Below are 23,880 nucleotides of genomic sequence, written 5' to 3' on the forward strand. Positions count from 1 at the left end.
TATCACTTTATATGGGCAGAAACGAGCGTCTGATATTGGCCGTCGGCTTTCATGTTAGCCAGTGTTTTATTGATGCTAGCCAGCAGTTCAGGCTGCTCTTTTGATACGGCGAAACCATAAAACTCAGCAGGAAAATCCAGTTTAATCATCTTTAATTCAGGATTTTTAGCCAGATAGTTAGCGGCAGGTTCGCTGTCGAATAACACTAAATCTACCTTTGAATTTTTAAGTTCCATAATGGCTTCGAAACCCGTATTAAAGGCGGTGATATTTTGGGTATATTTTTTCGACATGATGTCAGCGGTTGTGCCTAACTGCACCGCAAAGTGTTTGCCTTTAATATCTTCAAGCGTATGAATGCTATCGTTATCTTTGTTAACCAGTACAACTTGAGTCGCTTCGTAGTAAGGGTCAGAGAAGTTTACGTTTGCTTGACGTTCAGCGGTAATCGTCATGCCTGAGGCGATAAAATCAATCTTGCCTGAGTTGAGTGCGACGATCAGTGAATCGAATTTCATGTTTTCGACTTTGAGCGTCTTGCCCGCATCTTTAGCGATTTGCTTGGCTAGATCGATATCAAAGCCTTTGATTTCATCGCCACTTTGTCCGCCAACATATTCAAAAGGAGGGAAGGCGGCATTAGTGCCAACGACTAACACGTCATCGCTTTTTCCGCATCCAGCTAACAACAAGGTGGCAGTTAAGGTCAGGCCGCCTAATAACATGGATTTTTTCATTTAAGACTCTCTTATCGATTTCACTATCAGTGTGGCGACTATAGGCAGATGAGCATTAAGTGTCAATAATTATGCTGTTAATTTGATTAAAAATTCATTTCTATTTTGCGGTTTTCAGTCGCAAGATTGAGGGGCGCTGCTTTCCTGTACAAATTTGTGTGTAAGTTGTTTTCTCTGGGTTGAATTATTGTGCTTTGGTCTATAACTATTGTTACTGTTAGGTTTTTGGCTATCTGTACTTCTGTGGTGTTTATTAGCGGCTTCTCAATGAGAGTGTCATAATTTGAACTATCGCCTATTATTCTTCGATTAAATTGGCTAGTTTAGCCGCTCTTTAACGGCAACCTTAGTTGGTGTTATTCCTATTTTATGCAGTTTAATCCTCTGGCTGATTTGATTATCAAGCTAGAAACGATATTTCAGGAGTCAAAAGTGAACTATCTCAACTCAGCATTAGTGTGTTTAGCCCTGTGCTTATCGAGTGCACTGCAGGCCGAAGAGCAAACTCAGTGGCATTACAGCTTAGGCAGCCATGATTTTGTGGTCGAGGATTCTCACACCTTAGGGGTGAATGCGAGTCTATTGTTAGAACATAAAACCCAAAGCGATATTTTGCTGACGGCGGCGCTGGATGCCTATATAGACGTAGATGTCGATAAACTCGACCCTGACCACATCCCAGTGTGGTTTAAGTCTGCCTATGCTGCGAGCGGAGAGTTGTATCGTATTAATCCAGAATTTTCATTGGGTTGGCAGTTCGACTTACAGGGCAAACGTAATACCGTTAGCTCGGTGGAGAAACAAGCTAAGGTATTTCCTGGGCTGACGGCTAACTTTGACGGGGAGCAATTACAGGCCCAGTTGAAGGCGGGAGCGGGTTATTACTATCTCGAAATCGATGACGATGTGCCTAGAACCCGAGGTTACGATCGTGGCGATTTTGGCAACGGTACGTTTGCTTATACCTTTATGGGAAGTGTCGGTGCGGATGTGACGCCTAAGCTACATATGCAAGTGGCCGCTCAGACGTGGCAAGACGAGGGCAAATGGTTAGAGAATCAATATCGCTTTGAGCTGAGTTACCAAACCGATTTTTGGCGGCCTAACAGCATGCTCGTGTTGAGCGCCGAGCACACGCAATACAATTTAGACCACTATGCCAAAGTCGATGTTAACTCGGCTGAGTATTTGCCTATTCTGCCATGGGATAGCGATACGCTAGTGCGTTTGAGCTTAGTGATCCCTTGGTAACATAGTGTCACTTATGAGTTAAGTGCTTCTCGACTAAAGCGATCATGGCTTGAGCTGCAAAGGACAATACTTGGTCTTTGCGCCAAAAGAGCGATAACTCCCAGCGCAGCTCGTCACTCGCCAGCGGGATATTCACGACGCCGGGCACGCTGTAGCGCCGCGCGATAGAGCGCGGCAATACCATCACCCCAGTGCCCGCGGCGACTAAGGCAATACCGAAATCGGCTTGGCTAACGCGGGTAATGTTTTTCGGGACAAATCCAGCGTGTCGGCAGGCATTGAGCACTAATTGGTAGAGAGTGTATTCAGTTTCGAACATCACCTGAGGGTCGGCGCTGAGATCGCTAAACGACAATATCTGTCGGGTGGATAACGGATTTTCCTTGGGAAGCACCACTACCATAGGATCGTTAAAAACCCGAATGCCATCATAGCCGTCATCAAAATCGATAATCCCTGTGGCCAGTTCAATCTCACCCTTTTGGATCGCCGAAGTTTGTTCTACACCGCCACGGACGAGCAAGTGCATGTCAATTTGCGGATATTGCTGGCGATACTTAGCAATAATGGGGGCAAAAATCTCGGCGCTGCCGAGCGGCGCTAATCCCAGATTGAGTTCGCCCGCAGTTAAGCTGCGCTGTGCCGTGAGTTCGGCGAGCATGCGTTGCCGCCCTGCGAGCAGGTCTTTACCGTGTCGATAAACGACTTCGCCTGCGGGAGTGAGTTTGACTTGGGTGCCGCGTTTACCCCGCTCAAGCAGGGTGAGATCGAGTTCTTGCTCTAATTGGCGCACGGCTTTTGATAACGCAGGTTGGGTGAGATGGACTTTTTCGCTGGCTTTACCAAAGCCTCCGGCATCGACGATTTCGATAAAATAGCGAATAACTTTGAGGTCCATTGGGCTTCACCTTTAAATGTATTCTTAAAATTCATGTATTACATTATTAATATTCATTTTTTTTATCAAATAAGCAAGCCTAGAATAGCCCCATAGAAAACTTTGTTCTAACCGAGAAAATCATGTCATTCCCACAAGCCGCAATACGTCAGTGTCGACATTGGGCTTTGTTATTAACCCAAATCGGCCTCTTCTGTTTACTGTCCTTCGCTTGTCACTGGTTCGCCACTTGGGCACATTCTCCTATTCCTGGGAGTGTGATTGGCTTAGGTATGCTCTTATTTTTATTAGGTTTTAAACTCATCCCCGAAAATGCCGTGCAACTGGGCGCCGCTTGGTTGATTGGTGAGTTATTGCTATTTTTTATCCCGCCTGTGATTTCGGTCATTAAGTACGAAGGTTTATTTGAGCAATACGGTACCAATATATTGTTCACCTTAGTGATGGGCAGTGTGTGCGTGATGTTTGGTACTGGCTTTGTGGTCGATAGAGTGTTTCGTTTTGAGCGCCAACTGAACATCAAAAAGCAGGCCCGTCGCCACGCTAAGGCAGCTTAGTTATGACAGACTCAAGAGTGGTGGATTTTGTATTGTCGCAGACCGGATTAGCCCTATTTAGTTTATTACTGACGGTATTTTGTTACTTCGGCGCTAAGCGTCTCTATAAGTACCACAGAGTCTGGTGGTTAGCGCCCATAGTGTTGGCGCCGATAGTGATTACCTTATTGGTGTTTAATCTTAAGATCCCGCTGCCAACCTATTTTGAATACACCCATTGGTTGATGGCTATGTTAGCGCCCGCGACTATCGCCTTTGCTTTGCCGATTTATCGTGAGCGTAACTTGATCCGCCAATATCCGCTGACGATAGGGTTAGGTGTAACGGCCGGATTATTTCTGGGGATGATTTCTTCATGGCTGCTGGTGAAGTTTGTGCCTCTGCCGGTGGAGTTATCTAAGAGTTTGCTGGTGCGTTCGGTGTCGACGCCTTTTGCGATGGAGGCCACCAGTGCCTTTGGCGGCGTACCTGAGTTGACGGCCATGATGGTGTTAATCACAGGCGTGATTGGTATGTTGGTGTGCGAGCCACTATTCAAATTTATGCGGATTCGTACTTCGTTAGGTAAAGGTGTGGCACTCGGCGCCTCGGCCCACGGTGCTGGCGCGGCAAAAGCCACTGAAATCGGCCAGCAAGAGGGCGTTATTGCCAGTTTAACGATGATTTTTATTGGTATCGCTATGGTATTAGGCGCCCCCGTTTTTGCGTTGATCTTTATCTAGGCTTTGAATTCTATCGTGTGAGTTTTATGGCTTGAATTTACACACCTCAATTTTGGCAAATTTGCCTCTTCGGGCGCTAACACCTTCTCAGTTATGCGCCTTTTTTTTTGCTTGTGACCCGTCCTAAATATGGCATGCTGTACCCAGTTGAAATACAAAGTATTCAGGATGATTACAGATGTCTAATGAGCGAGATAAACCGTTAGAAACACAACTAAGCGTGAGTTTACGTCCAGTTGATGAAACTGATCTTGAGGCCATTTTTGCCCATCAAAGCGATCCTATTGCTAATCAGCTTGCTCAGTTTCCGCCAAGGGATCGGGAAGCGTTTTTTAAGCATTGGCATGGGAATATTCTAGGGCAAGTCAATGTGCTAGCAAGGGCTATCGATTTTGATGGCAAGTTTGTGGGCAACATAGGCCATTGGCACAGTGACGGGCAAGCGCTGATAGGATATTGGATTGACCGTGACTACTGGGGCAAAGGCATCGCGACCCAAACCTTAGCGCAATTCTTGCCTTTAGTGAGTGCGAGACCACTCTTTGCCGAAGTCGCTAAGCATAATCTGGCCTCCCAGCGAGTCCTCTTAAAACACGGGTTTGTGCTGACGGGTCAATTAATTCAAGAGAGCCAAGATACTGAAGCATTGCTCGAATTTGTTTTACGTTAGCTTATAACGGCACAATCGCGGCATTTATGGCGTATGTTAATGCGTTTATACGCCATAAATCACGTCTTCCAATCCTTAAAATCCCTGAACTGCAGCCGCTTTTGTTAAAAGTGCAAAAAGTCGTCCATTATTTTTATAGCCAATGATTCTACTGCCAAAACCCTCTTTTAAAGACGTAGTCGCTGTAGTAAATCAAAAGGCTGGATCTAGCCGCTTGATTATTCAAGATTAGTGACAGGTTAAGCTGGTTTTACATAATAAAAATTGAGGAGAAACTGCTGATCTTGCAGATAAAAGTCTAATTGCATTCTGTTTCTTTCACGGTAGAACTCCTATACTTAGCCAAACCTTGTGCCATAGCACAATCGATCCCTTATCTATTCAGTGAAATCTAAATGAAGATCCGTTTTCTGCTCAGTAGTTTTATCCTTGTATGCAGCAGTCTCACTGTTGTCGCGACAGCGCATTCAGCCGATTCGGCCTCTGTCACTACTAAACATGCCAGCAAAAATGCACCCGCTAAAAAAGCACCTGCAAAACAGCAAGAAGTGGCATCGAGTAGCGCTATGGTGGTCGACCTTAAAACCAATGAAGTGTTGTATTCGAGTAACCCTAATGCAGTGGTGCCCATCGCCTCAGTGACTAAGCTGATGACGGCCATGGTGACCTTAGATGCAAAGCTGGCAATGGACGAAAAGTTAGCGGTTAATATTAACGACACCAAAGAAATGCGCGGCGTATATTCTAGAGTGCGTATCGGCAGTGAAATTAGCCGTAAAGACATGTTATTGCTGACCTTAATGTCATCAGAAAACCGCGCAGCAGCGAGCCTTGCCCACCATTATCCCGGTGGTCATAAAGCCTTTATTAAGGCGATGAATGCCAAAGCTAAAGCACTGGGCATGAAGAATACCCGTTATGTTGAGCCGACTGGTTTGTCGTACAAAAACGTCTCCAGCGCCAGCGACCTAATTGTGCTGCTTAAGGCCAGTGAAGGTTACCCTATGCTAGGCCAATTGAGTTCGACCGAGAAAAAGACGGTCACCTTTGCTAAACCTAGATACAGTTTAGATTTTCGCAACACTAACCGTTTGGTTTATAAAGATAACTGGAATATCCATCTCACCAAAACCGGTTTTACTAACGAAGCGGGGCATTGCTTAGTGATGCGCACTGAAATGGCAAAACGCCAAGTGGCCTTTGTGGTACTCGATGCCTACGGTAAATACACCCATATCGCCGATGCAAACCGTTTACGTAACTGGTTAGAGACAGGCAAAGTCACCCCGATCCCAGCCGAAGCTAAGCAATATAAGAAACAGCGTAGCCAGCAGCAATTAGCTAAGTTGAGTGAGACCTAGGCTTTGACCTAGAAGTCGAGCAGGAGCATATCTCTTGCCTTAACGGCTTTATAAAGACTAAAAAAACCAAAGGCCAGATGAGCAATCCATCTGGCCTTTGGCTTTTTTAATGCTGTAATTCCTTGATGATTTTGGTAAATTCCCCGTGGCGTTAAGCCTGTTACCATAGAGATTGACTCAACGCAGCACAAAAAAGTCCGCTTTATCAAGCTGAACCCCCAACGATTTTTATGCCCACATTTGGGTCATCTGAGGCCCGTAATGGCAATAAACTCGCTTGGATGTATATTGAGTTTGTTGCCGGTGCTTTAGTCTGGTTTGTGTTCTTGCTGAGGTTAAGACTTGATGAGAAAAACGTAAGCCGAGACGCAAATAAGTCGCGCTCGGCTTTGGATTTAAGAAGATTTAGGCGTGTTCAAACATTAAGAACAAGTAAACGATAAACAGCACTATATGCGTTGCGCCGTGCAGGGCATTGGTGCGACCGCTGCTGAAGCTGACCTTGCAGACCATTAAACTGGTGATTAACAGCACCATGTCGGCGGCTGACAAGCCTAAATGCACTTCTTGACCTATCACGTCGCCAATAATTAAAACTGCTGGAACGGTAAGGGCAATTGTGGCGAGTACTGAGCCGAAATACAGATTCATCGCCCGCTGTAATTGATTGTTTAACGCCGCCTTAAATCCGCCCACCGCTTCGGGTGACAAGATCAAACAGGCCACGATAAAGCCACCTAATGCCTGGGGTGCGCCTAAGGTCGCAACACTGTAATTGATTGGCATGGCTAAGGTTTTTGCCAATAATATCACCACCAGCAAGTAACCAATCAATAGCACAGTATGATAGGCATTACTGCGTAATATGCCGTGGTGTTCCTCGTGATCTTCATGGTCTGCATCGACAAAGAAATGACTGTGGCTCTTGGTTTGTACAACTAAAAATACGCCATAGAGCAGAATAGAAATAATGATCAGCATCCAAGACATGGCTTTAGACATGCTGCCGATAGTGCCGCCTTCGGTAAAATTGGGCAGCACTAAACAGAGTAAGGCGAGGGGGATAATGACGACCAAATAGGATTTTACGCCATCTAAATTAAAAAGCTGGGTGTGGTAACGCCAGCCGCCAAGTAATAAGGTGAATCCCACTAAGCCATTGATAATCAACATGACCACGGCGAACATAGTGTCGCGCGCCATCACAGGGTTAGGTTCTCCTGTCAGCATCACGGAGGAGATCATCACCACTTCGAGTGATATCACCGACAGGGTTAAGATTAAGGTGCCATAGGGATCGCCAAGCTTAATTGCTAGCGCATCAGAGTGGCGCACCACTGAGAAGATAGCCCAAGTTACAACGCCTAATAGGGCGAGTGATACAGGAATATAGGTCGAGAGCGCAGTGCCATCGGCGAGTAGGCTATCGCCACCGGTTTTGAAGAATACTAAGGTCAGTATTCCCAGTAGCAGGGCGAACTCGTCTTTCATAAATGTCTTCATAGGCAGTTTGTCCAAAGCGAAAAAAGGCCGTTAGTATAGACACTTGTTATGGCACACTTTGCATGAAACTTCTTTTAGATTTGGGGTTAAGGATAATTATTTGAGCTAGATCGCTGTAATCCCCAACCTCATTTCTACGTTAGCCGTGGTGCTCGGTTTTAATCAGCTTACCGAGTTGATCATAGTGATTCCAATCCCCTGATTCTCGGTCGCTGATGTAACTGCCTTCTGTGCGTTTTTCGCCATTAGGCCAAAAGCTTTGCCATAGACCTTCCTTGCGATCCCTCAGATATGTACCTTGTTCGGCTAGTTTGCCATTGTTGTGATAATAGCTGGCATCGCCTTCTTTTTGGCCTTTTACCCAAGTTTCAACGAGTTGTGGTTTACCGTTCTGGTGATATTGTTTAACTTGACCATCGAACGAGCCTTTGGCATAAGTGGCCTCTAGTTTGAGTTGGCCGTTACTGTAGTATTCCTTCGATTGACCATGGTTTTGTCCGTCTAAAAACTCAGTGCTGGCCGCTTGCATCCCATCCTCAAACCAGCTTTCCCATAGTCCAGTTTGATTGCCTTTATCCATAGTGCCGCTGAGTTTTAGCTGGCCATTATTGGGATAATATTCGGCATACGGGCCTGTTTTATCATTTTTATCATAGGTTTCGGAGCGGTAAACCACTTGTTTAAAGCTGTAAAACTCCCTAACGCCGTGACGCTTGTTTTCCTGCCAATGGCTTTTTTGCTGGATATTCCCTTCTGGAATAGCGCCATAGGTCGGGTCTTTTTCTTCGTAGCGGTAGTCAATCCACAGACCTGTTTTTTGATTATCGAGATATTGCCCAGCAACACGGCGACGCCCGTGGTAATACTCTATGTAGTCACCATTGAGTTTGCCATCGGCGAAGGTTTGCTCTCGTTGTTTTAGGCCTTCGCTGTACTGGATCCATAAGCCTTGTTTGTTGCCGTTTTGATATTCGCCTTCTTCATTAGGGTCGCCATTGGCATACCAGCGAGCAAAATGGCCATCGAGCGGATAACGGCTGGCATTGTCCTTTTTCTCCGAGGCGTAATGGGCGAGTTCGCGAGGTTTGCCATTGTCATAAAAGGATTCATATTGACCCACCCATTGACCATTAATGCGTTTGCCCCGCTCATTAACAGTGCCATCCTCAAAGTAGGACTCGGATTTACCCGTCAGTTTACCTTCGACATATTCATCTAAGCTGCGCAGTTGACCATTGCTATGGTAACGGCGTGATTCACCGTGTCGCTGCCCCTGTTGCCATTGCTCAGAAGATTGCAGTTTGCCTGCGCTATAGCGCTCAAATAGCCCATCTCTAATGCCCATGTCGTAGTGGCTTTTTTCGAGCAAATTACCTTCGGCATCATAACGCTCCGATGGGCCATGAAGCGGATATTGTCCATTTTCAGCTAGCTTTGAGTCTTGATAACTGCGCAGTTCCTTAAGTTGGCCATTGTCGTAGAAATACTTTTGCGTACCGGCAAGTTGGTTCTGCTTATAGTTGAGATCGCTGGTGAGGTTTCCTTCGGCATTAAAATATTGCTGCTGCCCATCTAAAGCGTCGTTAACATACTGTTCTTCAACTTGTAATTTACCCGCATCGTTAAATTGCTGACACTTGCCTTGGCGTTGCCCTGCCTTATATTGGCAGAGGCTAGCGAGTTCGCCATTGGGGTAAAACGTCCGTTCTTCACCATCGAGCTGATTAAGATTGAACTGGCTGGCACTCGATTTAGTCCCGTCGTCGAAGAAGGTTTCCCATAATCCTTGGTGGCGGCCTTCGGCATCGAAGCGGCCCGTCACAGAAGCTTGCCCGTCGGGATTTTGCTCTAAATAGGGGCCGGAGAGTTGGTTGTTCGCATAGCTTTGGCTTTGGGATAAAGTACCGTTTTCATAGAAACTTTCCCATTTACCGTGGCGCAGGTTATCGAGGTAGCTTTCTTGGGCTTGCAGTTTACCACTGGCATAGAAGCGTTTTACTTGCTCTTTTTTCCCGTCTTTATAGCGCGTTGTTTGCGTGAGTTGGCCGCTGCTGTTGTATTCCTTCCATTCGTCCGTGGGCACGCCTTTGGTAAATTGCTGCTCCTCTGTGACTGCACCGCTTAAATCGTACAGTCGCCAAGTGCCATCTTGATAACCTTGCAGGTAGTTTCCTTCGACAAGCTTGCTGTTATTGGTATGAAATACTTGCCATTTACCATTAGGTATCCCTTCGGAAAACTGACCTAAGGTATAACCTTGGTTATCGCGGACTATGGCGATATCGCCATTTAAGGGCATGCCAGTGGCGAGGTTATAGTAGCTAGGAATTCCGTCTTGCTGACGAATTTCGACCATCATGGAGGAGAGGTTTTGCGCGGCCTGCGCATGGAGACTCACTATACTAGCCCCTGCAATGGCGAGGCTAATCACGCGAAATGGGGTATTGAACATACTGATTCCTTGTTCTGGGTCTTAAGGCCAAGATATGTGCGGCCTATATAAGAATCCTAATTTTAAACTGCTTGGTTTATCTATTGCGCTGTGCACTTACATGCAGTGCACAGCGTCTAGGCTTAAGCTAAAACCGAGGGAAAACATCATCAGAAGTGACCACAGGTGGTGGCATTTCCTGATTTAAAAACTGGCCATTATGGTAGCTATTAATCACCCGTATCCAGCCATGATCCTTAAACTCGTATTGTTTACCATCAAGCCTGCCTAGTTCGTCATAATTGGCGATTTGGAGCCCATAGTCTTCTGATGAGCGCAATTCCCAATGGCCGACTCGTTTACCTTGGTCGAAGCGACCATACCAATAGCGTCTTTCAGGGTTGGGTATTGGGCGGAAACCGTACTCACCATCGGTAAATATCCAATCGCCATCCTGTTGACCATTGCGGTATACGCCTTTTTCATACACTTGGCCATTATTGGCGTAACGTTGTACTAATCCATCGGGCTTGCCATGTTTAAAGTGAATAGACTCAAGCAACTGGCCTGAGTTGGTCTCGTTATGGTATTCACCGTGGAGCTCACCATTATCATCGTGGCTATAGGTGAGGGTGGCGTCGTCTTGAAATTTCTTCCAAGTGCCTGCTTGTTTATCCTTGGCATATTGACCTTGCTCTACTAGCTGAGTTTTCCCTGTGGCAGGCTCAATTTTTACCGTTTCATAGGCGCCTTCACGCTTACCCTCCTCATAATATTCGCGGGAGAGGGTGATGACATCGTTGTAGTCAAAGGACTTGAGCTGTAAACCATTCAATTGGTTATTGAGTCGCTCCTGGCGCTCGATTAACAAGCCTTTTTTGAAGGTTTCGGAGAGTGACCAGTTTTTGAGTTTGTCTTCTTCTTGAGTCTCAATCAATTGGCCATCGCGATAGCGCTGCTGTTTACGATAAACCCAGCGATTACCTTGGTATTTGCTGTCTGTGGTTTTTTTAATTTGCCCTTGGTCATCGTATTCGATGGCTTGGAGGACATCACCCTTATCGTTGGTCACTTCCTTTAATTTGATCTGCCCATTTTCATAGTAAGTCAGTTGTTCACCGACCTTATAATCAGCTTGATATTGATAGTGGCGCTCGACCTTGCCATCCGGGAAGTATTCAAAATAATCCCCCTGTTTTTTATCTTTAACATAAGCTTGGGTCGAAAGCAGTTTACCAAAGCCCCAACTCGTTTCGTTGCCATGTTTGAGCCCATCTACCATGGGGATTTCGAGGTGTAAGTTGCCATTGTCAAAGTACTGGGTAACACAAGTACCACTGTTGCAGACCTTGTCCCTAAGATTTCCATCCCTATCAAAGTGTTCGCTCATGCCGACCTTTTTGCCATTTTTAATGGTGGTCTTCATGCTGATTTGACCGTTGATATGGTAGAAAATTTGCTCACCTTCGCGTTGATTGTTAACGAATTGACAGTCACAATCGAGCGAGCCATCTTCTTTGTAGATTTTGACTAGCCCTTGGCGTTGGCCTTGTTTATCAAAATGGCCTTCTTCCTGTAGCTTGCCACTGCTAAAACGGAACTGATAGGGACCATGTAGTTGTCCGTCGGTGAAATTGTGGCCCGTTGCCATGCCGCTAAAGTGCATGACCTCGGTATTGAGATAATAGAGCTCAACTTTAAACTGGCCGTCTTTGACTTCAACGGGTTGTTTTAAATAAAAACTGGCTGCTTTTTTATTTTTTACTGGTTCCCAGCTTTCATCCAGCAAAATGAAATCAGCACTCACTTGGGTGCTAATAAATAACAGTGCTCCAAGGAGCCGTTTTACTGTAAATATACGCATAACCGCTCCTTTTTATGGCAAAGGTTTAAAGGTGAATTCATAGGGGATATCGACGGGCTCTTTGGCGATCGTCATATAACTCACCTTGGCGGCGGGGCCTGTGATACTCAAATAGCGGCCATCGACCAGCACCTCGTTTATCCGCTGCTCAGTATTTTCGGGGAGTCGAATGGTTAACAGATTGCCTTGGGCATCTTCGACCTTAAAGTAATTTTTAAGATCTCTAATTGGCTCATTGCCATATCCGGTTTGTGTCAGCCAAGACTCTAAATCGATTAACCAAGGGCGGTCGGTTACAGCCAGTTCTAAAGGCTGCCAATGGATATCACCTTGGCAACGGATCTTACCCTTGATCTGTTTATCGTAGAAAAACTGCCGCACGCGGTCTGGGGTCATCAAACTATAGGCTGCCCCGTTTGGGGCATTGGGATCAAACTGCCAAGTGACGGGATTTTTACCCTCATTAAAACCTTGATCTATTTCAGGTTTGCAGGCGGTTGCCAAGGCAGCTGACATGGGAATATACAGATTATGACCATTGTCAGTTACAGGTTTTATCCCTTGGATCGTATTGAACTCATTTTTTGCAGCATCTAGCGCCGGATTGATAAAGCTACCTAGGCCAGCGTTGCCAAACTCGGTGGGAGGATTAGCAAGATTTTTGTTGTAGTCGCTAAATTGTACAAAGCGGATCGTCTTGGTTTGAGTTAACTCCGGCTGGGGTTGTTGCTCAATTAACATCAGGGTTTTAGGAAGTTCATCCAGCTTGAGTAACAGTGCGTTGCTGGTGAGGTGATGGCTCTCATCGGCTCTAATCAATTGCTCTAGCAGTTCCTTTTCTGTCGCCGTTAGCCAAGAGGGATAATTACCTTCGCGACGGGCCTCAGCCATCATGCCTTTAAATTGTTGGAAAGGCAGATTAATACTCTTATCCTCACTCTGCTTTGACACGACTTTAAAGAGTTTCGCCTCGGCATCGAGCACTTGGATTGTTAGGCTGGCATCGCCAACCGTGTAAGGCGTTGCCAGCAGTTCATCCCACGACTTTTCGACGATCTTATTCGTCTGTGGGATAAGCGTTAGCTTGGCAGTAATATGGTCTATCTGTTTGAGTTTATTAGCTGTGTTATCCCAACCTGTAGCAATAATATCGGTTGAGGATTCAATCGAGGGATGGTAATTCCTCGCCCAACCTTTGCCATGCTGCCAGAAGTGAATGTCAATCGCTTTGCCGTTTGCGTCATAGGCGGTTAAGTCTTCATAACGCACATCGGCTTCCACATATTGCGGACTCATATTGTGGACAAAGCGCAATTGCAGATCTTCAGGGGTATCAGTGCCCCAAGGGCCAAGATTATCTAAAATACCTTGTTGATCAGGTAATAAGGATTGAATAAATGCCTTATTATTGGGGCGATATTCCTGCGGTATATCGCTAATGCGGTACAGCTCCTTTTGCCGATCATCCCTATCGCGCTCAGCATCAAAGCTATCATCGGCATGCCAAAGCATACTCATGATGTAAGGGCGATCCTTAGGCGTCATAACGGTACGGTGGGTGAAAGTACGCCCTTGGCGCTCTTCCCGTTGAAAAAACGCCATGCTCTCTAACCAACCGGTTTTGCGGTTAACTTCGAACTTGCCATAGGCCTTATACTTGTCTTTCTCCCCTTGTAATACGGCGATCAGCTTATCTTCACTGACCTGCTCAACCGTCCAAGTTAAGCGCGCATCCATGGGGGCTTTGATGCTATAACCGACGCTAGGCTCAAGCGCCACAGGCAAGGTTGGGGCTTGTTTAAACAAGTGATTAAGATTTTGCCAGCGCTCAAATAACTCCTTGATATCTTTTTGATCCATCTTGGCAATGGGGGTCAGTTGGCGGACTTCACCATTGTTAAATTCCACATTAAAGCCATCTTTAACCAACTGAAAGATTTCATTGGACTTGCCTTTGGGGTCAATATTGCTCACCGGGATCGGCATGCCATAATCGCTAATTTGCAACAGGTTAGGTTGGATAAAAAAGCGGGCGTTATGGGTTAACGGTGCGGTTAAGCTGGCCGCCTTACCCTCTACATCTTGTAATTGGTAATCCAGCAGTAATCGTGCCTGCAACACCTTGCGAGTTTCGAAACCATCGTTGAGGCTTATGGTAGAAATAATCTGATACTCGCGATCTGTGGGTATATTCGCCGTAACCGATTCTGAGGACGTCGTTGAGTCATCGCAGGCGGTTAACAAGAGTGTGATACTTGCCACTGTCAGTGCGATTGCGGCGTGAACTGCCTTGTATTTCCCTGTGGCCATTTGTGCTCCCTTGGCTACGCATGTTATTGAAATGTAAATATATTAATCTTGGTTTGGCGACATTATACACAAAAACTATCTGAGGCAATAAAACGACGTCATCAAAATGTGCGCTTAAAAGGCGAGCAAGCAAGGTAAAGAGACTGTCCGTGCTTATTTGTTTGCGACGAGGTTTAGGTCAGCCTTGCGGCAGTAAAGACGAGCTTAAGCGGATAATTAAGCTGGGAATAAAACAAAACCCAAACCAAGGCGTGCTTGATTTGGGTTTACGCTGGGATCCGCTTTTTCTATTTCGATGCTCGAGATCAGTGATTGATACTCGAGGACAGAAACCTGTTATCGAAAACAAGCTACAGCGAGAGGATCACGCTGGCGATTGCCGCACTCATGAGGTTGGCAAATACACCGGCGGCAATGGCGCGAAAACCATTACGGGCGATAAATTCGCGGCGCTCTGGCACCATGCTACCCAGTCCACCGATCAAAATTGCCATAGTGGAAATGTTCGCAAAACCACACAGGGCAAAAGTGACAACTGCCTGAGAATGGGCACTCAGTTGGTCTTCTACTTTCATTAACTGGATAAAGGCAACAAACTCATTGACCACGATTTTTTGGCCGATCAGTGAGCCCGCAGTAATGGCTTCATGCCAAGGAATACCCAGCAGCCACGCCATAGGCGCGAACAGATAACCGAGCAAGAATTCGAAGCTTAACTGGTAACCGAACCATTCACCCACAGCGCCTAACATGCCGTTCAGCAGGGCGATAACGCTGACAAAAGCCAGTAGCGTGGCACCAATCCCGACTGAAATCCGCATGCCAGACATAGCGCCATCGGCTAAGGCTTCAACCACATTGGTGGCGCGTGGCAGTTCGACTGAGGTGATTTCATCTGAGTTGTTTTTGTCATTTTCGTTGGGTGGCATGAGGATTTTTGCCATCAACAGACCCGCAGGTGCTGACATAAAGGCTGCGGCAATCAAATAGTTAAGATCGACACCTAAAGCGGCATATCCCACTAAGGTACCGCCCGCAACTGAGGCTAAACCACAGCTCATTACCGCGAAGAATTGCGAATCGCTCATGTGCTTTAAATAGGGTTTGATCACCAGCGGCGCTTCAATCATGCCGACGAAGATGTTCGCCGTGGCAGATAAAGACTCAGCGCGGCCCGTGCCCAGTAAACGCTGCAGACCACCACCAATAATGTTGATCACCTTAGGCATTAACCCAATATGGTATAAGGCAGAAATCAGCGCCGAGAAGAAGATGATGATACCTAACACATTGATCGCAAATACGAAGCCGACTTTACCCGTGGCGAGATCGCCAAACAGGAAACCAATACCTTCGTTGCCGTAGGCTATCACGCTCGACACGCCCGCCGTAACAGACTGCAATACGGCCTTACCCGCAGGGACGTAGAGCACTAACAGGGCAAATATAATTTGTAAGCCTAGGGCTAAAATCACAGTGCGGTAGGGAATGTTCTTGCGGTTCACTGACAGTAACCAAGCAAAAAACAAGATGCTAATCATGCCTAATATCGCGGTCATAATGGGTTTATTCTTTTGAGTGATAGAAGAAGTCGCGCATTGTAGGCCGAGTCAGCGTAAGGGCAAGTCGAGGGCGTTACTGGGCTGTTACGATAAAAGTGTCGAAAACAGCAACTATTTAAGTTGCTGTTTATGTTAGATAATAAAAGTTATTTTGGCTACTGTTGCCCAGAGGAAATAATATTTGTGTCTGCGGCAATAATAGAAATCACGCCACAGACGACTTTAGGCTGGTGCAGTCGTCAGTGCTGGTTTGAAATGCAGCTTAAGTGACTGTAGTTTAAATGACAGTAGCTTAAGTGACAGTCTTACCTAACCAAGGTTTGAGCTTTTTATCCCAGTAGGGCGGGTGGCCGATATGGGACTTTAAACATTCGATAATCACTTTGTACTTAGTCGGTAAATGGCGCCGCCTTGGGTAAACCACGTAAACGGGCATCTGTTGCAGCGGTTTCCAATCGGGTAAGAGTTGAATGAGCTTGCCGCTTTGAAACTCATCACTGAGTAAATACGTGGCCACATAGCCTATGCCGCGCCCTGCAATCACAGCATTGCGCACGGCTTCGGCTAAGTCGACACGGTAATTGCCTGCCACATTGACGGTTTGTTCTAGGTCATCCTTAGCAAAACTCCAGCGATCATAATTACGGCTTTTGCTTTGATAGATAACACAATTGTGCTGAGCTAACTCCCGCGGATGATGTGGCACGCCGTGCTTGAGCAAATAATCGGGAGAGGCGACCACCACAAAGTTCGTCTCGGCGAGATGCTGGGCGATATAACCTTCGTTCAGCTGTTCATGGTTAGTGATCCACAGATCCAGACCTTCTTCTAGCATGTCGGCCTTATGGTCGAACAGGCTCAGCTCAAATCGCAATTCGGGATATTTTTCCTGCAACACTTCCAGCGCGGGGATGATGTGTAAGGTGCCAAAGGATTGGGAGGAACCGAGACGAATCGTCCCGCTAATGTCGTCGCGGGCATCCAGCATAATCGCATCGGCATTTTGCGTCGCTTCAAACACTTGCTCACAGTAATGGGCAAACTGTTGGCCAGCGTCAGTTAACACTAAGGTGCGCGTGGTGCGCTGCACTAACAACAAGTTCAGCTCAGCTTCCAACGCGCCAATTTGCTTGCTGACATAGGAGGTCGAGGTTTTTAACTTAGCTGCCGCTTGGGTAAAACTGCCACTGGTCACCAGAGTGTGAAATATCACCATCTGGCTAGCTCTATGTTGTATCACGCCAAGCCCTCTAGATTCTAAATCGCTATTTTAAGCTAGCCTAGCCTTAACCGACAGCCGTTTGTACCAATCGTGTGTTATTTCAAACCAAGCTTACAAAACAGCACACGTTAAAGTCAGTTGCCCTAAGTACGATTCTTCCTTTACTCTTGAGTTAAATCTTAACACCCACAAGCTAGGGAAGTGACCTGTGGTTAGCTTGTTCAACGGAGGAATAACGATGACACAGCAAGACAAGCAAGCCGTAGCAGAAACAAGCCAGATGAGTGTTCAGAAAATACAACCGATACCGCAGGAAGCCTTTGACTGGTATGACGAATATGCCCACGGCATTATCGATCGCCGTGAGTTTATGGGGCGGCTCGCAGGGCTGGTGGCGCTAGGTTTTACCATGACTATGCTCACGGGCGCACTCATGCCGAACTATGTCCTCGCCGAGCAAGTGTCCTTTAACGACCCGAGTATTCAAGCCAGCTATGTTAAATTTCCCTCGCACAATGGTTACGGTGAAGGGCGTGGCTACTTAGTGATACCCAATGAATTATTGCTTGCTGGCAGTAGCGCTGGTGAGCCCAAGACTTTAGACCCCAGTAAAAAAGCCGCAGTAGTATTAGTCGTGCACGAGAACCGTGGCCTTAATCCCTATATCGAAGATGTTGCTCGCCGATTAGCGGCGCAGGGGTATATCGCCTTCGCCCCCGATGCACTTTATTCCCTCGGTGGTTATCCGGGCAATGATGATGCGGGCCGCGCCATGCAAAGCAGTTTAGACAGAACCAAAATTGAACAAGACTTTATTGCCGCCGCGCAGTTTTTAAAATCCCATCCCCAGAGTAATGGCAAACTCGGTGCCGTAGGTTTTTGCTTTGGCGGCTATATCGTCAATATGCTGGCCGCCACGATTCCCGATGAGCTTAATGCTGGTGTACCTTTCTATGGCACGCCAGCCGCTGCGGAACTGCGTAGCCGAGTAAAGGGGCCACTTATGTTGCAATTTGCTGGGCTCGATCAGCGGGTAAACGACACTTGGGCCGAGTACGAAACTCAGCTAAAAGCCAACAAAGCCGATTATGTCGCTTATCTTTACCCGAATGTGAATCACGGTTTTCATAACGACTCCACTGGCAGATACGATAAAGCCACCGCCGAGCTCGCATGGGCGCGCAGCTTAGCCTTCTTCGATACTCGACTGCGTGGTTAGTGAGAGTAAACGCCGTTGACTGACAGATTTTCGTGCTCTATATCAATCAAGCAAAAGCCGACGCTAGCGTCGGCTTTTATCTTAAATCTCCCACATATCCATGCGGGTTAGTCGTGCTCGAGGATCACTTCTTTCAAGCTTTGGATGGTCTTCACATCGAGATTACCGGGTTGTGTGCTCCAGGTGAGTCTTAGGTAATTGGCTAAGTCTTTAATCTGCTCGTCGCTTAACTCATCAGCATATCCTGGCATAGCATAAAAGCTGGTGGTGAGGTTGTAATGCTGGCTCTTAATGCCTTTTAGCATCACGGCGACGATATTGTGTGGACTGGCCTTATCTAAGGTGGCGTTACCTGCCATCGCGGGGGCGACGTTGGGGCGACCTTCACCATTTTGACCATGACAACCGGCGCAGTAACCTTTGTAAAGCGTATAACCTGGCAGTTCAGGCTTATGGCCGTTAAAGGTGAGCGCTTGTGGTTTAATATCTTCGTCGGTATCGAGCAGATAACTGCTGACCGCGCGCATATCATCGTCGGTTAAGTGGCTAAAGCTGTGATACACCACGGGATACATGCCGCCAAATACTGTGCCTTTGCGGGAATAGCCTTCAGTAAACAGCGACTTAAGATCCTCATGGGTCCAGTTCTGCCTGTTAAGCTCGGCGGGGCGAATGTCCGATGCTTCTAGCCCTTCGATAATCGCGCCTTCAAAGTGCTTGTCCTGCTCCATGGCAAACAGCGTGTCTCTTGGGGTGTGGCATTCACCGCAGTGCCCTAGGGCATTGACTAAGTAATTGCCGCGATTCCAATGCTCGCTTTTTTCCTTGCTCGGGGTAAATTCCTTAGCATCGTGGGCGACTAAGTTCCAGGCTTTTAGGCCAAAACGCAGGTTAAACGGAAAGTACACATCATTGTCGCGATTGGCTTGCTTGATGGGTTTAGTACTCATCAAATAGGCATAAATCGCCTTAGTGTCGTCGTCCGTCAGCAGGCTGTAGGACGTGTAGGGCATAGCAGGGTAGAGGTTGCCGTTGACGCCAACACCGTGGTGCATGGCATCAAAAAAGTCCTCGTAACTGTATTTGCCAATACCGGTTTCTTTATCTGAGGTGATATTGGTCGAGTACACAGCGCCAAAGGGCGTTTCGAACGGCAAACCGCCCGCGAGTTCGCGCCCGCCTACCGCAGTATGGCAGGCCACACAGTCGCCTATCTTCATCAGATACGCGCCGCGTTCGATGTCACTATTTGTTGTATTGCCACCTTCATCGGCAACGCTGCTGGAACAGGCGAGCAAACCTAGCCCTAAACTCAGGAGTAGATTGTGACTCAACAGATTTTTTATCCTGTTAAGGTGCGGGAAATAGCGCGGGAAATGGCGCAGATTGGCTGATGTCATCACAGGGTTAGCCCCTTAGTCTTGAGGATCAGATCTTTGACCGCCGCATAGTATTTTACGTAGCCAGTACAGCGACATACGTGTTCACTTAAGGCATCTTCTACGACTTTTTCAACTTGATCTTTAGCGATAGGCTGTCGCTCTAATCGCTCAAGCAGCGCAGTCGATTCGTTGACAAAGCCCGAGGTACACCAGCCACATTGGAACGAGAAGTGTTCCAAAAAAGCCTCTTGAACTGGGCTCAGGGCGGTGATTTCGCCAAGGGAGTTTTGTCTAGCATGACCTTCGACAGTGCGGACGCGTTTACCATTAAAACGCTCAACACCATTGATGCAGGTACGCACCACTTCACTCATGCCTTGCTCGTCATCGACGATCACAGTACAGGCGTGGCATACGCCTGCGCCGCAACCAAACTTAGTGCCTGTGAGGTTTAAGTATTCGTGTAGAAACTCAATCATCATCACACCATCGGCGACTTCAATCGGGCCTACGGCTTGGTTATTAATGGTCAGTTTAATAGACTGGCTCATGCCATGGCCTCCTTAATTTTTTTCGCTGTCATAGGTAAATCGTAAAAGCGGACATGGGTCGCTTGATACACGGCTTCAATCAGCGCCGCGACCACAGGGATCATCACCACTTCGGCGATACCACGGCTGGGATCGTTATCAGATAACTGTGGCAATATGGTATGACGTTGATCCCACACGCCCACATGCCGCGCTAACGGCACCTGATAGCGATTGAGGTTCCACGTACCATTACCAGCGCCGGCTTCAAATGGCGGTAAGCCTTCATGTAGTGCATGGCCAATCCCCATCGCAAGGCCACCTTGAATTTGCCCTTCGACCAGTTCTTTAACAATCACTTTGCCCGCCTCTAACCAAGTATGAGAACTCAGCAGCGTGACTTCGCCATTGCCTTCGTTTACGGCGACTTCAACCAAAGTGGCGCAGGGGGCGTAATAGGTCACCATGGCATTGTTCAGCTCGGCCTTGGGATAACTCATGGCTTGACGATCGATCAAGTGATAGCCGTTAGACTTCATGCTGGCTTGGCGCGCTTTGATACTCATAGTCGTGTCGGAAGTGGCCGCAAACGTCGCGTTACCTTCGCCGTATTGCAGCGCCAGCGCATCGAGAGCTAAACGCTCTTTGGTACCAAGAATGTCGAAATCGGCCTCGGCCCAAGCCCAGCGATTAAAGGCATGGCCCATCACGCCGACCACTAAGCCCATGTCGTGGGCGCGTTTCGCGAGAATATCGATCGACAGCGGCGGAAAGCCCAAGGCGGTTAACTTGCCATCGACCCAGCGACCATCGCGGGCGTTATGCAAATTAGTCGAGCCCATTGGGGTGTTAAAATACAACTCGTTCCAAATCGATACCGCTGCAGGCCACAGGCCATGACGATAGATCACGTCGGCGGCGATGCGGGTGACATGGCTTTGATAATAGGCCGACATAGATGCCGACGATGCCATGGCTTTAACCGGTGTCCAGCGTGGATTGGCCGCCATTTCATCTTGGCGTTGTTGCGAAATAATATAAGGATTATCGGTTTGCACTAATTGCATCGCATCCCAAATATCCACTTCGGCGAGTTTTACCTCATCGGCAAAGTTGCCGAGGGCATCGCTGACCACAACGGCTTGGGAGGTTTGCGTGCCAGTGCCCATTTCGATAAAGCCGATTTCCAGGGTGATTTTACCGTCTTTCGCTAGGCGAATCGCCGCACTTGGCGCCGCTGCACCTGTACCATAATCTTTGGTGGCGATACCAAAACCGACGCCGTAACGCATCCCCGGATGTTTGGCCTCATAGTCCTTTTTATTCACCGCGCGGTTTTGCCACACGGGATCTTGTTCGGCCATGTCGAGCATTTCGCGGTAACGTAAAGTGCCGTTAGGGATCGCGCCTTGCGTATTACGCTGGCCAGATTCCATCACGTTGGCGGCGCGCAGTTTAAAGGGATCAACCTTCAGCTCGTCGGCTATCTCGTGGATCATGCATTCCATCGCTGTCATCGATTGCAGCGTGCCATAACCGCGCATCGAACCCGCATCTGGGTTACGCGACGCATAGGCGGTGGCGATAATATCGTTGCGCGGTGTGTAGTAAATGCTTTGCATCGCCGTCGCGCCAACTGAGGTTACAGACGGGGTAAAGTTGACTCGTCCGCCGCCATCGACTGTCATCTGCGAAGTTAAGGCTTGGATTTTTAAGGTCGATTTATCCACCGCTAAGCGGCTTTTCATGATGAACGGATGACGCTTAAGCCCAGATTGGAATTGCTCGAATCTGTCATTGGCGAGTCGGATTGGCCCCTTGGCATAAATGGCCGCGAGCACGCCGTAATAGGGGAATATCGAATGGTCTTTCGCGCCAAATCCACCGCCGATATAAGGCGAGTGCACCACCAGATGTTTTACCTTGCCTGCCAGTGGGCCAGATAACAGCATGTGCACTGCCATCTCTTGAAAGTCCTGCGGCGACTGCGAGGTAATCACTGTATGAAATGTTTGGCTAGTTGCGTCATACCAGCCGTTAAAGGCTTCGGGTTCCATCATCATAGGATCGATGATCTGGGTGCGATATTCCCGCTCTAGCACTTGCCATTGTTGATTAGCTTGGGCGCTAGCAATCTGCTTATCTATCTCGCCGGCATAATAAAGCCCGCGCTCAGACACTGTCCCTTTGGCATTCGGATTGCCTAACCATTCTGGCTTGCGATCTTTTACGCTGGGGAAAAATAGCCCATCGTGGAGCGGGCTATATAAATCTTCCCTTGCGCCATTTTCACCTTCTACTCGAATAAGGCGCCAGCTGGCGTACGGGTCTTTCGAGTCCGACACAAACGGCGTTTGCTCACCAAAGCGCAGTAAGGTCTGATCAAATTGCAGTAAAGACTTAGCTTGCTTAAAGGCGGGGAAACTGTCGAACAACAATATCGCCACCGCATGACCTAAGTAGTCAGCAGTTTGCCCCTCGGCCAGCAACATGTTGTCACCGTAAAAATCGGGCAGCTTGATTTTATCACCGGCCAGATCGGCCGCAGTGATCACTTTATAGGGCTTAGCCGACGCGGGCAGGTGGTCGAGGGAAAAGCCTTGATAAACATGGGAGGCATCGGCAGCGCGTAGAATAAAAGCGTAACCTTGCTGCTTGGGCCAGCCTTCCATGTCCATAGCGCGGTAATCACGGCCATAGACCTTTTGGCCTGTGACCTTCGCTATGCCGTCGTTACGAAACTTAGGTTTGGATTGACCATTAACCTGAGTTTGCCATTGGGCTGCCAGTTCAGGTGAGACAATCGCCGCATTCGCGCGACTCATTTCCCACAACAAAGGGGCCGAATATACGGCAACCCCGCCAATCACACATTGCTTGATAAAGGTCCGGCGTGACGTATTAGATGGTTCCATATCTCAACCTCAGTTGTGCTTCCGTGAAATATCAGCCGCGCTGCATGGTATCGCCCGATATAGGCTTGTTGTCGATCGACTTTTTATTGATTGTTGCGACATAGCTCTGATAAACACTGAATGTAAATTTACATTAGCCACGTTAGCATGTAGGGCCGAAAATGCAAATTTAGGCGGTTAATCGTTGCAGTTTTAATCAAGCTAAATTCGTGTGTAGCGCCTGTGTTATCAGGCTTCTACAGTGATGTTCACACTGTGATTCAACTCAGTTACGTTATGGCTGAATTTTGTTCAGCGCCCTTTGCTTAGTCCCCTTTGCTAATGTGTTCACTGAACCCATTTTCCCATGTCAAAATTGGCTCGCTTGCTAAAATAAGACCGCCTGACACAGCGAGACTTCATGCCACAGCAAGATCAAGAGATAGTGTTATTTGATGGCGACTGGTTTAGTCACATGTATTCATATCAACATTCTTAAATCAGTGCTTGCTTAATTACTTGATTTGTAATGCTAAAGTTATAGACAAGTGTACGCTATGTCGCTATCTTAGGTTTTTAACAAGGATGAGCTTTAATCGCGTACCCGCGATTCGAGTCACTTGCATCAGGACGATGTGTCTTTTCTCTTTCTTAGATACCCAACTCCTCCTGCAAATTGGTGAATATGCTTTGGCACTTATGCTTGTTGCCACAGTGCTTATTGGCATTGTGCTCAATGTTCAGCAGTGAACGTTTTGAGTTGGTGC

The 23,880-nt window shown here is 47.5% G+C and carries 17 protein-coding genes; 6 read left to right on the forward strand and 11 right to left on the reverse strand.

From position 1 onward, the window contains the following. Positions 1 to 2: 2 nt before the first annotated feature. Positions 3 to 737 (reverse strand): basic amino acid ABC transporter substrate-binding protein, encoded by a 735-nt coding sequence (locus OX890_RS06575; protein WP_115017319.1) that lies wholly within the window; start codon positions 735 to 737, stop codon positions 3 to 5. A gap of 432 nt (positions 738 to 1,169) precedes the next feature. Here OX890_RS06575 and OX890_RS06580 point away from each other — a divergent pair, with 432 nt between their 5' ends. Then, positions 1,170 to 1,988: a hypothetical protein gene (locus tag OX890_RS06580; protein WP_232005153.1), complete on the forward strand. Its 819-nt coding sequence runs from the start codon at positions 1,170 to 1,172 to the stop codon at positions 1,986 to 1,988. A 7-nt stretch (positions 1,989 to 1,995) separates the two neighbouring features. Here the strand turns inward: OX890_RS06580 and OX890_RS06585 are convergent, their stop codons facing one another. Further along, positions 1,996 to 2,886 carry a LysR family transcriptional regulator gene (locus OX890_RS06585; protein ID WP_011847625.1) on the reverse strand — a complete coding sequence of 297 codons (891 nt, stop codon included), beginning with the start codon at positions 2,884 to 2,886 and terminating at the stop codon, positions 1,996 to 1,998. A gap of 122 nt (positions 2,887 to 3,008) precedes the next feature. Between OX890_RS06585 and OX890_RS06590 the strand changes: the two genes are divergently transcribed. The 4 genes from OX890_RS06590 to pbpG all read left to right on the forward strand — a co-directional run bounded on the left by OX890_RS06590 (position 3,009) and on the right by pbpG (position 6,196). Beyond that, positions 3,009 to 3,443: a CidA/LrgA family protein gene (locus OX890_RS06590; protein ID WP_126491268.1), complete on the forward strand. Its 435-nt coding sequence runs from the start codon at positions 3,009 to 3,011 to the stop codon at positions 3,441 to 3,443. Between the two features lie 2 nt (positions 3,444 to 3,445). Next, positions 3,446 to 4,165 carry an LrgB family protein gene (locus OX890_RS06595; protein ID WP_006082861.1) on the forward strand — a complete coding sequence of 240 codons (720 nt, stop codon included), beginning with the start codon at positions 3,446 to 3,448 and terminating at the stop codon, positions 4,163 to 4,165. A 178-nt stretch (positions 4,166 to 4,343) separates the two neighbouring features. After that, positions 4,344 to 4,835, forward strand: coding sequence for a GNAT family N-acetyltransferase (locus tag OX890_RS06600; RefSeq protein WP_107402531.1), 492 nt, complete (start codon positions 4,344 to 4,346; stop codon positions 4,833 to 4,835). Positions 4,836 to 5,230: 395 nt separating this feature from the next. Then, entirely contained in the window at positions 5,231 to 6,196 is a 966-nt protein-coding gene (gene pbpG, locus OX890_RS06605; RefSeq protein ID WP_126491269.1) for a D-alanyl-D-alanine endopeptidase, read from the forward strand. 405 nt (positions 6,197 to 6,601) lie between these two features. On the opposite strand, the gene OX890_RS06610 is transcribed toward pbpG, so the two are convergent. From OX890_RS06610 to OX890_RS06635, 6 genes are all read right to left on the reverse strand, one after another. Then, positions 6,602 to 7,699: a calcium:proton antiporter gene (locus OX890_RS06610; RefSeq protein WP_126491270.1), complete on the reverse strand. Its 1,098-nt coding sequence runs from the start codon at positions 7,697 to 7,699 to the stop codon at positions 6,602 to 6,604. 139 nt (positions 7,700 to 7,838) lie between these two features. Then, a complete protein-coding gene (locus OX890_RS06615; RefSeq protein ID WP_268650294.1) occupies positions 7,839 to 10,151 on the reverse strand; it encodes a toxin-antitoxin system YwqK family antitoxin in 2,313 nt (770 codons plus the stop codon). Between the two features lie 127 nt (positions 10,152 to 10,278). Continuing rightward, positions 10,279 to 11,994, reverse strand: coding sequence for a toxin-antitoxin system YwqK family antitoxin (locus OX890_RS06620; protein ID WP_268650295.1), 1,716 nt, complete (start codon positions 11,992 to 11,994; stop codon positions 10,279 to 10,281). 12 nt (positions 11,995 to 12,006) lie between these two features. After that, entirely contained in the window at positions 12,007 to 14,304 is a 2,298-nt protein-coding gene (locus OX890_RS06625) for a hypothetical protein (protein ID WP_268650296.1), read from the reverse strand. A gap of 350 nt (positions 14,305 to 14,654) precedes the next feature. Further along, on the reverse strand, positions 14,655 to 15,863 hold the full coding sequence (locus tag OX890_RS06630; RefSeq protein ID WP_012088411.1) for a NupC/NupG family nucleoside CNT transporter: 1,209 nt from the start codon (positions 15,861 to 15,863) through the stop codon (positions 14,655 to 14,657). A 295-nt stretch (positions 15,864 to 16,158) separates the two neighbouring features. Further along, entirely contained in the window at positions 16,159 to 17,106 is a 948-nt protein-coding gene (locus OX890_RS06635) for a LysR family transcriptional regulator (RefSeq protein WP_268650297.1), read from the reverse strand. Positions 17,107 to 17,326: 220 nt separating this feature from the next. On the opposite strand from OX890_RS06635, the gene OX890_RS06640 reads away from it, so the two are divergent. Further along, positions 17,327 to 18,307 carry a dienelactone hydrolase family protein gene (locus OX890_RS06640; RefSeq protein WP_268650298.1) on the forward strand — a complete coding sequence of 327 codons (981 nt, stop codon included), beginning with the start codon at positions 17,327 to 17,329 and terminating at the stop codon, positions 18,305 to 18,307. Between the two features lie 107 nt (positions 18,308 to 18,414). Here the strand turns inward: OX890_RS06640 and OX890_RS06645 are convergent, their stop codons facing one another. From OX890_RS06645 to OX890_RS06655, 3 genes are read right to left on the reverse strand one after another with little or no spacing between them, the layout of a single operon-like run. Next, complete coding sequence (locus tag OX890_RS06645; RefSeq protein ID WP_268650299.1) at positions 18,415 to 19,707, reverse strand: cytochrome c; 1,293 nt, start codon at positions 19,705 to 19,707, stop codon at positions 18,415 to 18,417. Then, positions 19,707 to 20,240: a (2Fe-2S)-binding protein gene (locus OX890_RS06650; RefSeq protein WP_006082848.1), complete on the reverse strand. Its 534-nt coding sequence runs from the start codon at positions 20,238 to 20,240 to the stop codon at positions 19,707 to 19,709. Before OX890_RS06650 ends, OX890_RS06645 begins: the two co-directional genes overlap by 1 nt. Continuing rightward, the gene (locus OX890_RS06655) at positions 20,237 to 23,134 is read right to left on the reverse strand and encodes a xanthine dehydrogenase family protein molybdopterin-binding subunit (RefSeq protein ID WP_268650300.1); all 2,898 of its coding nucleotides are present in this window, start codon (positions 23,132 to 23,134) and stop codon (positions 20,237 to 20,239) included. Before OX890_RS06655 ends, OX890_RS06650 begins: the two co-directional genes overlap by 4 nt. Positions 23,135 to 23,880: the final 746 nt, after the last annotated feature.

This window comes from Shewanella sp. DAU305, from assembly GCF_026802235.1.
Lineage (GTDB): Bacteria > Pseudomonadota > Gammaproteobacteria > Enterobacterales > Shewanellaceae > Shewanella > Shewanella baltica.

What these genes read in the sequence shown, in the direction of transcription:
- OX890_RS06575 (WP_115017319.1), bottom strand. Translation starts at nt 737, where the DNA reads ATGAAAAAATCCATGTTATTAGGCGGCCTGACCTTAACTGCCACCTTG.
- OX890_RS06585 (WP_011847625.1), bottom strand. Translation starts at nt 2,886, where the DNA reads ATGGACCTCAAAGTTATTCGCTATTTTATCGAAATCGTCGATGCCGGA.
- OX890_RS06590 (WP_126491268.1), top strand. Translation starts at nt 3,009, where the DNA reads ATGTCATTCCCACAAGCCGCAATACGTCAGTGTCGACATTGGGCTTTG.
- OX890_RS06595 (WP_006082861.1), top strand. Translation starts at nt 3,446, where the DNA reads ATGACAGACTCAAGAGTGGTGGATTTTGTATTGTCGCAGACCGGATTA.
- OX890_RS06600 (WP_107402531.1), top strand. Translation starts at nt 4,344, where the DNA reads ATGTCTAATGAGCGAGATAAACCGTTAGAAACACAACTAAGCGTGAGT.
- pbpG (WP_126491269.1), top strand. Translation starts at nt 5,231, where the DNA reads ATGAAGATCCGTTTTCTGCTCAGTAGTTTTATCCTTGTATGCAGCAGT.
- OX890_RS06610 (WP_126491270.1), bottom strand. Translation starts at nt 7,699, where the DNA reads ATGAAGACATTTATGAAAGACGAGTTCGCCCTGCTACTGGGAATACTG.
- OX890_RS06615 (WP_268650294.1), bottom strand. Translation starts at nt 10,151, where the DNA reads ATGTTCAATACCCCATTTCGCGTGATTAGCCTCGCCATTGCAGGGGCT.
- OX890_RS06620 (WP_268650295.1), bottom strand. Translation starts at nt 11,994, where the DNA reads ATGCGTATATTTACAGTAAAACGGCTCCTTGGAGCACTGTTATTTATT.
- OX890_RS06625 (WP_268650296.1), bottom strand. Translation starts at nt 14,304, where the DNA reads ATGGCCACAGGGAAATACAAGGCAGTTCACGCCGCAATCGCACTGACA.
- OX890_RS06630 (WP_012088411.1), bottom strand. Translation starts at nt 15,863, where the DNA reads ATGACCGCGATATTAGGCATGATTAGCATCTTGTTTTTTGCTTGGTTA.
- OX890_RS06640 (WP_268650298.1), top strand. Translation starts at nt 17,327, where the DNA reads ATGACACAGCAAGACAAGCAAGCCGTAGCAGAAACAAGCCAGATGAGT.
- OX890_RS06645 (WP_268650299.1), bottom strand. Translation starts at nt 19,707, where the DNA reads ATGACATCAGCCAATCTGCGCCATTTCCCGCGCTATTTCCCGCACCTT.
- OX890_RS06650 (WP_006082848.1), bottom strand. Translation starts at nt 20,240, where the DNA reads ATGAGCCAGTCTATTAAACTGACCATTAATAACCAAGCCGTAGGCCCG.
- OX890_RS06655 (WP_268650300.1), bottom strand. Translation starts at nt 23,134, where the DNA reads ATGGAACCATCTAATACGTCACGCCGGACCTTTATCAAGCAATGTGTG.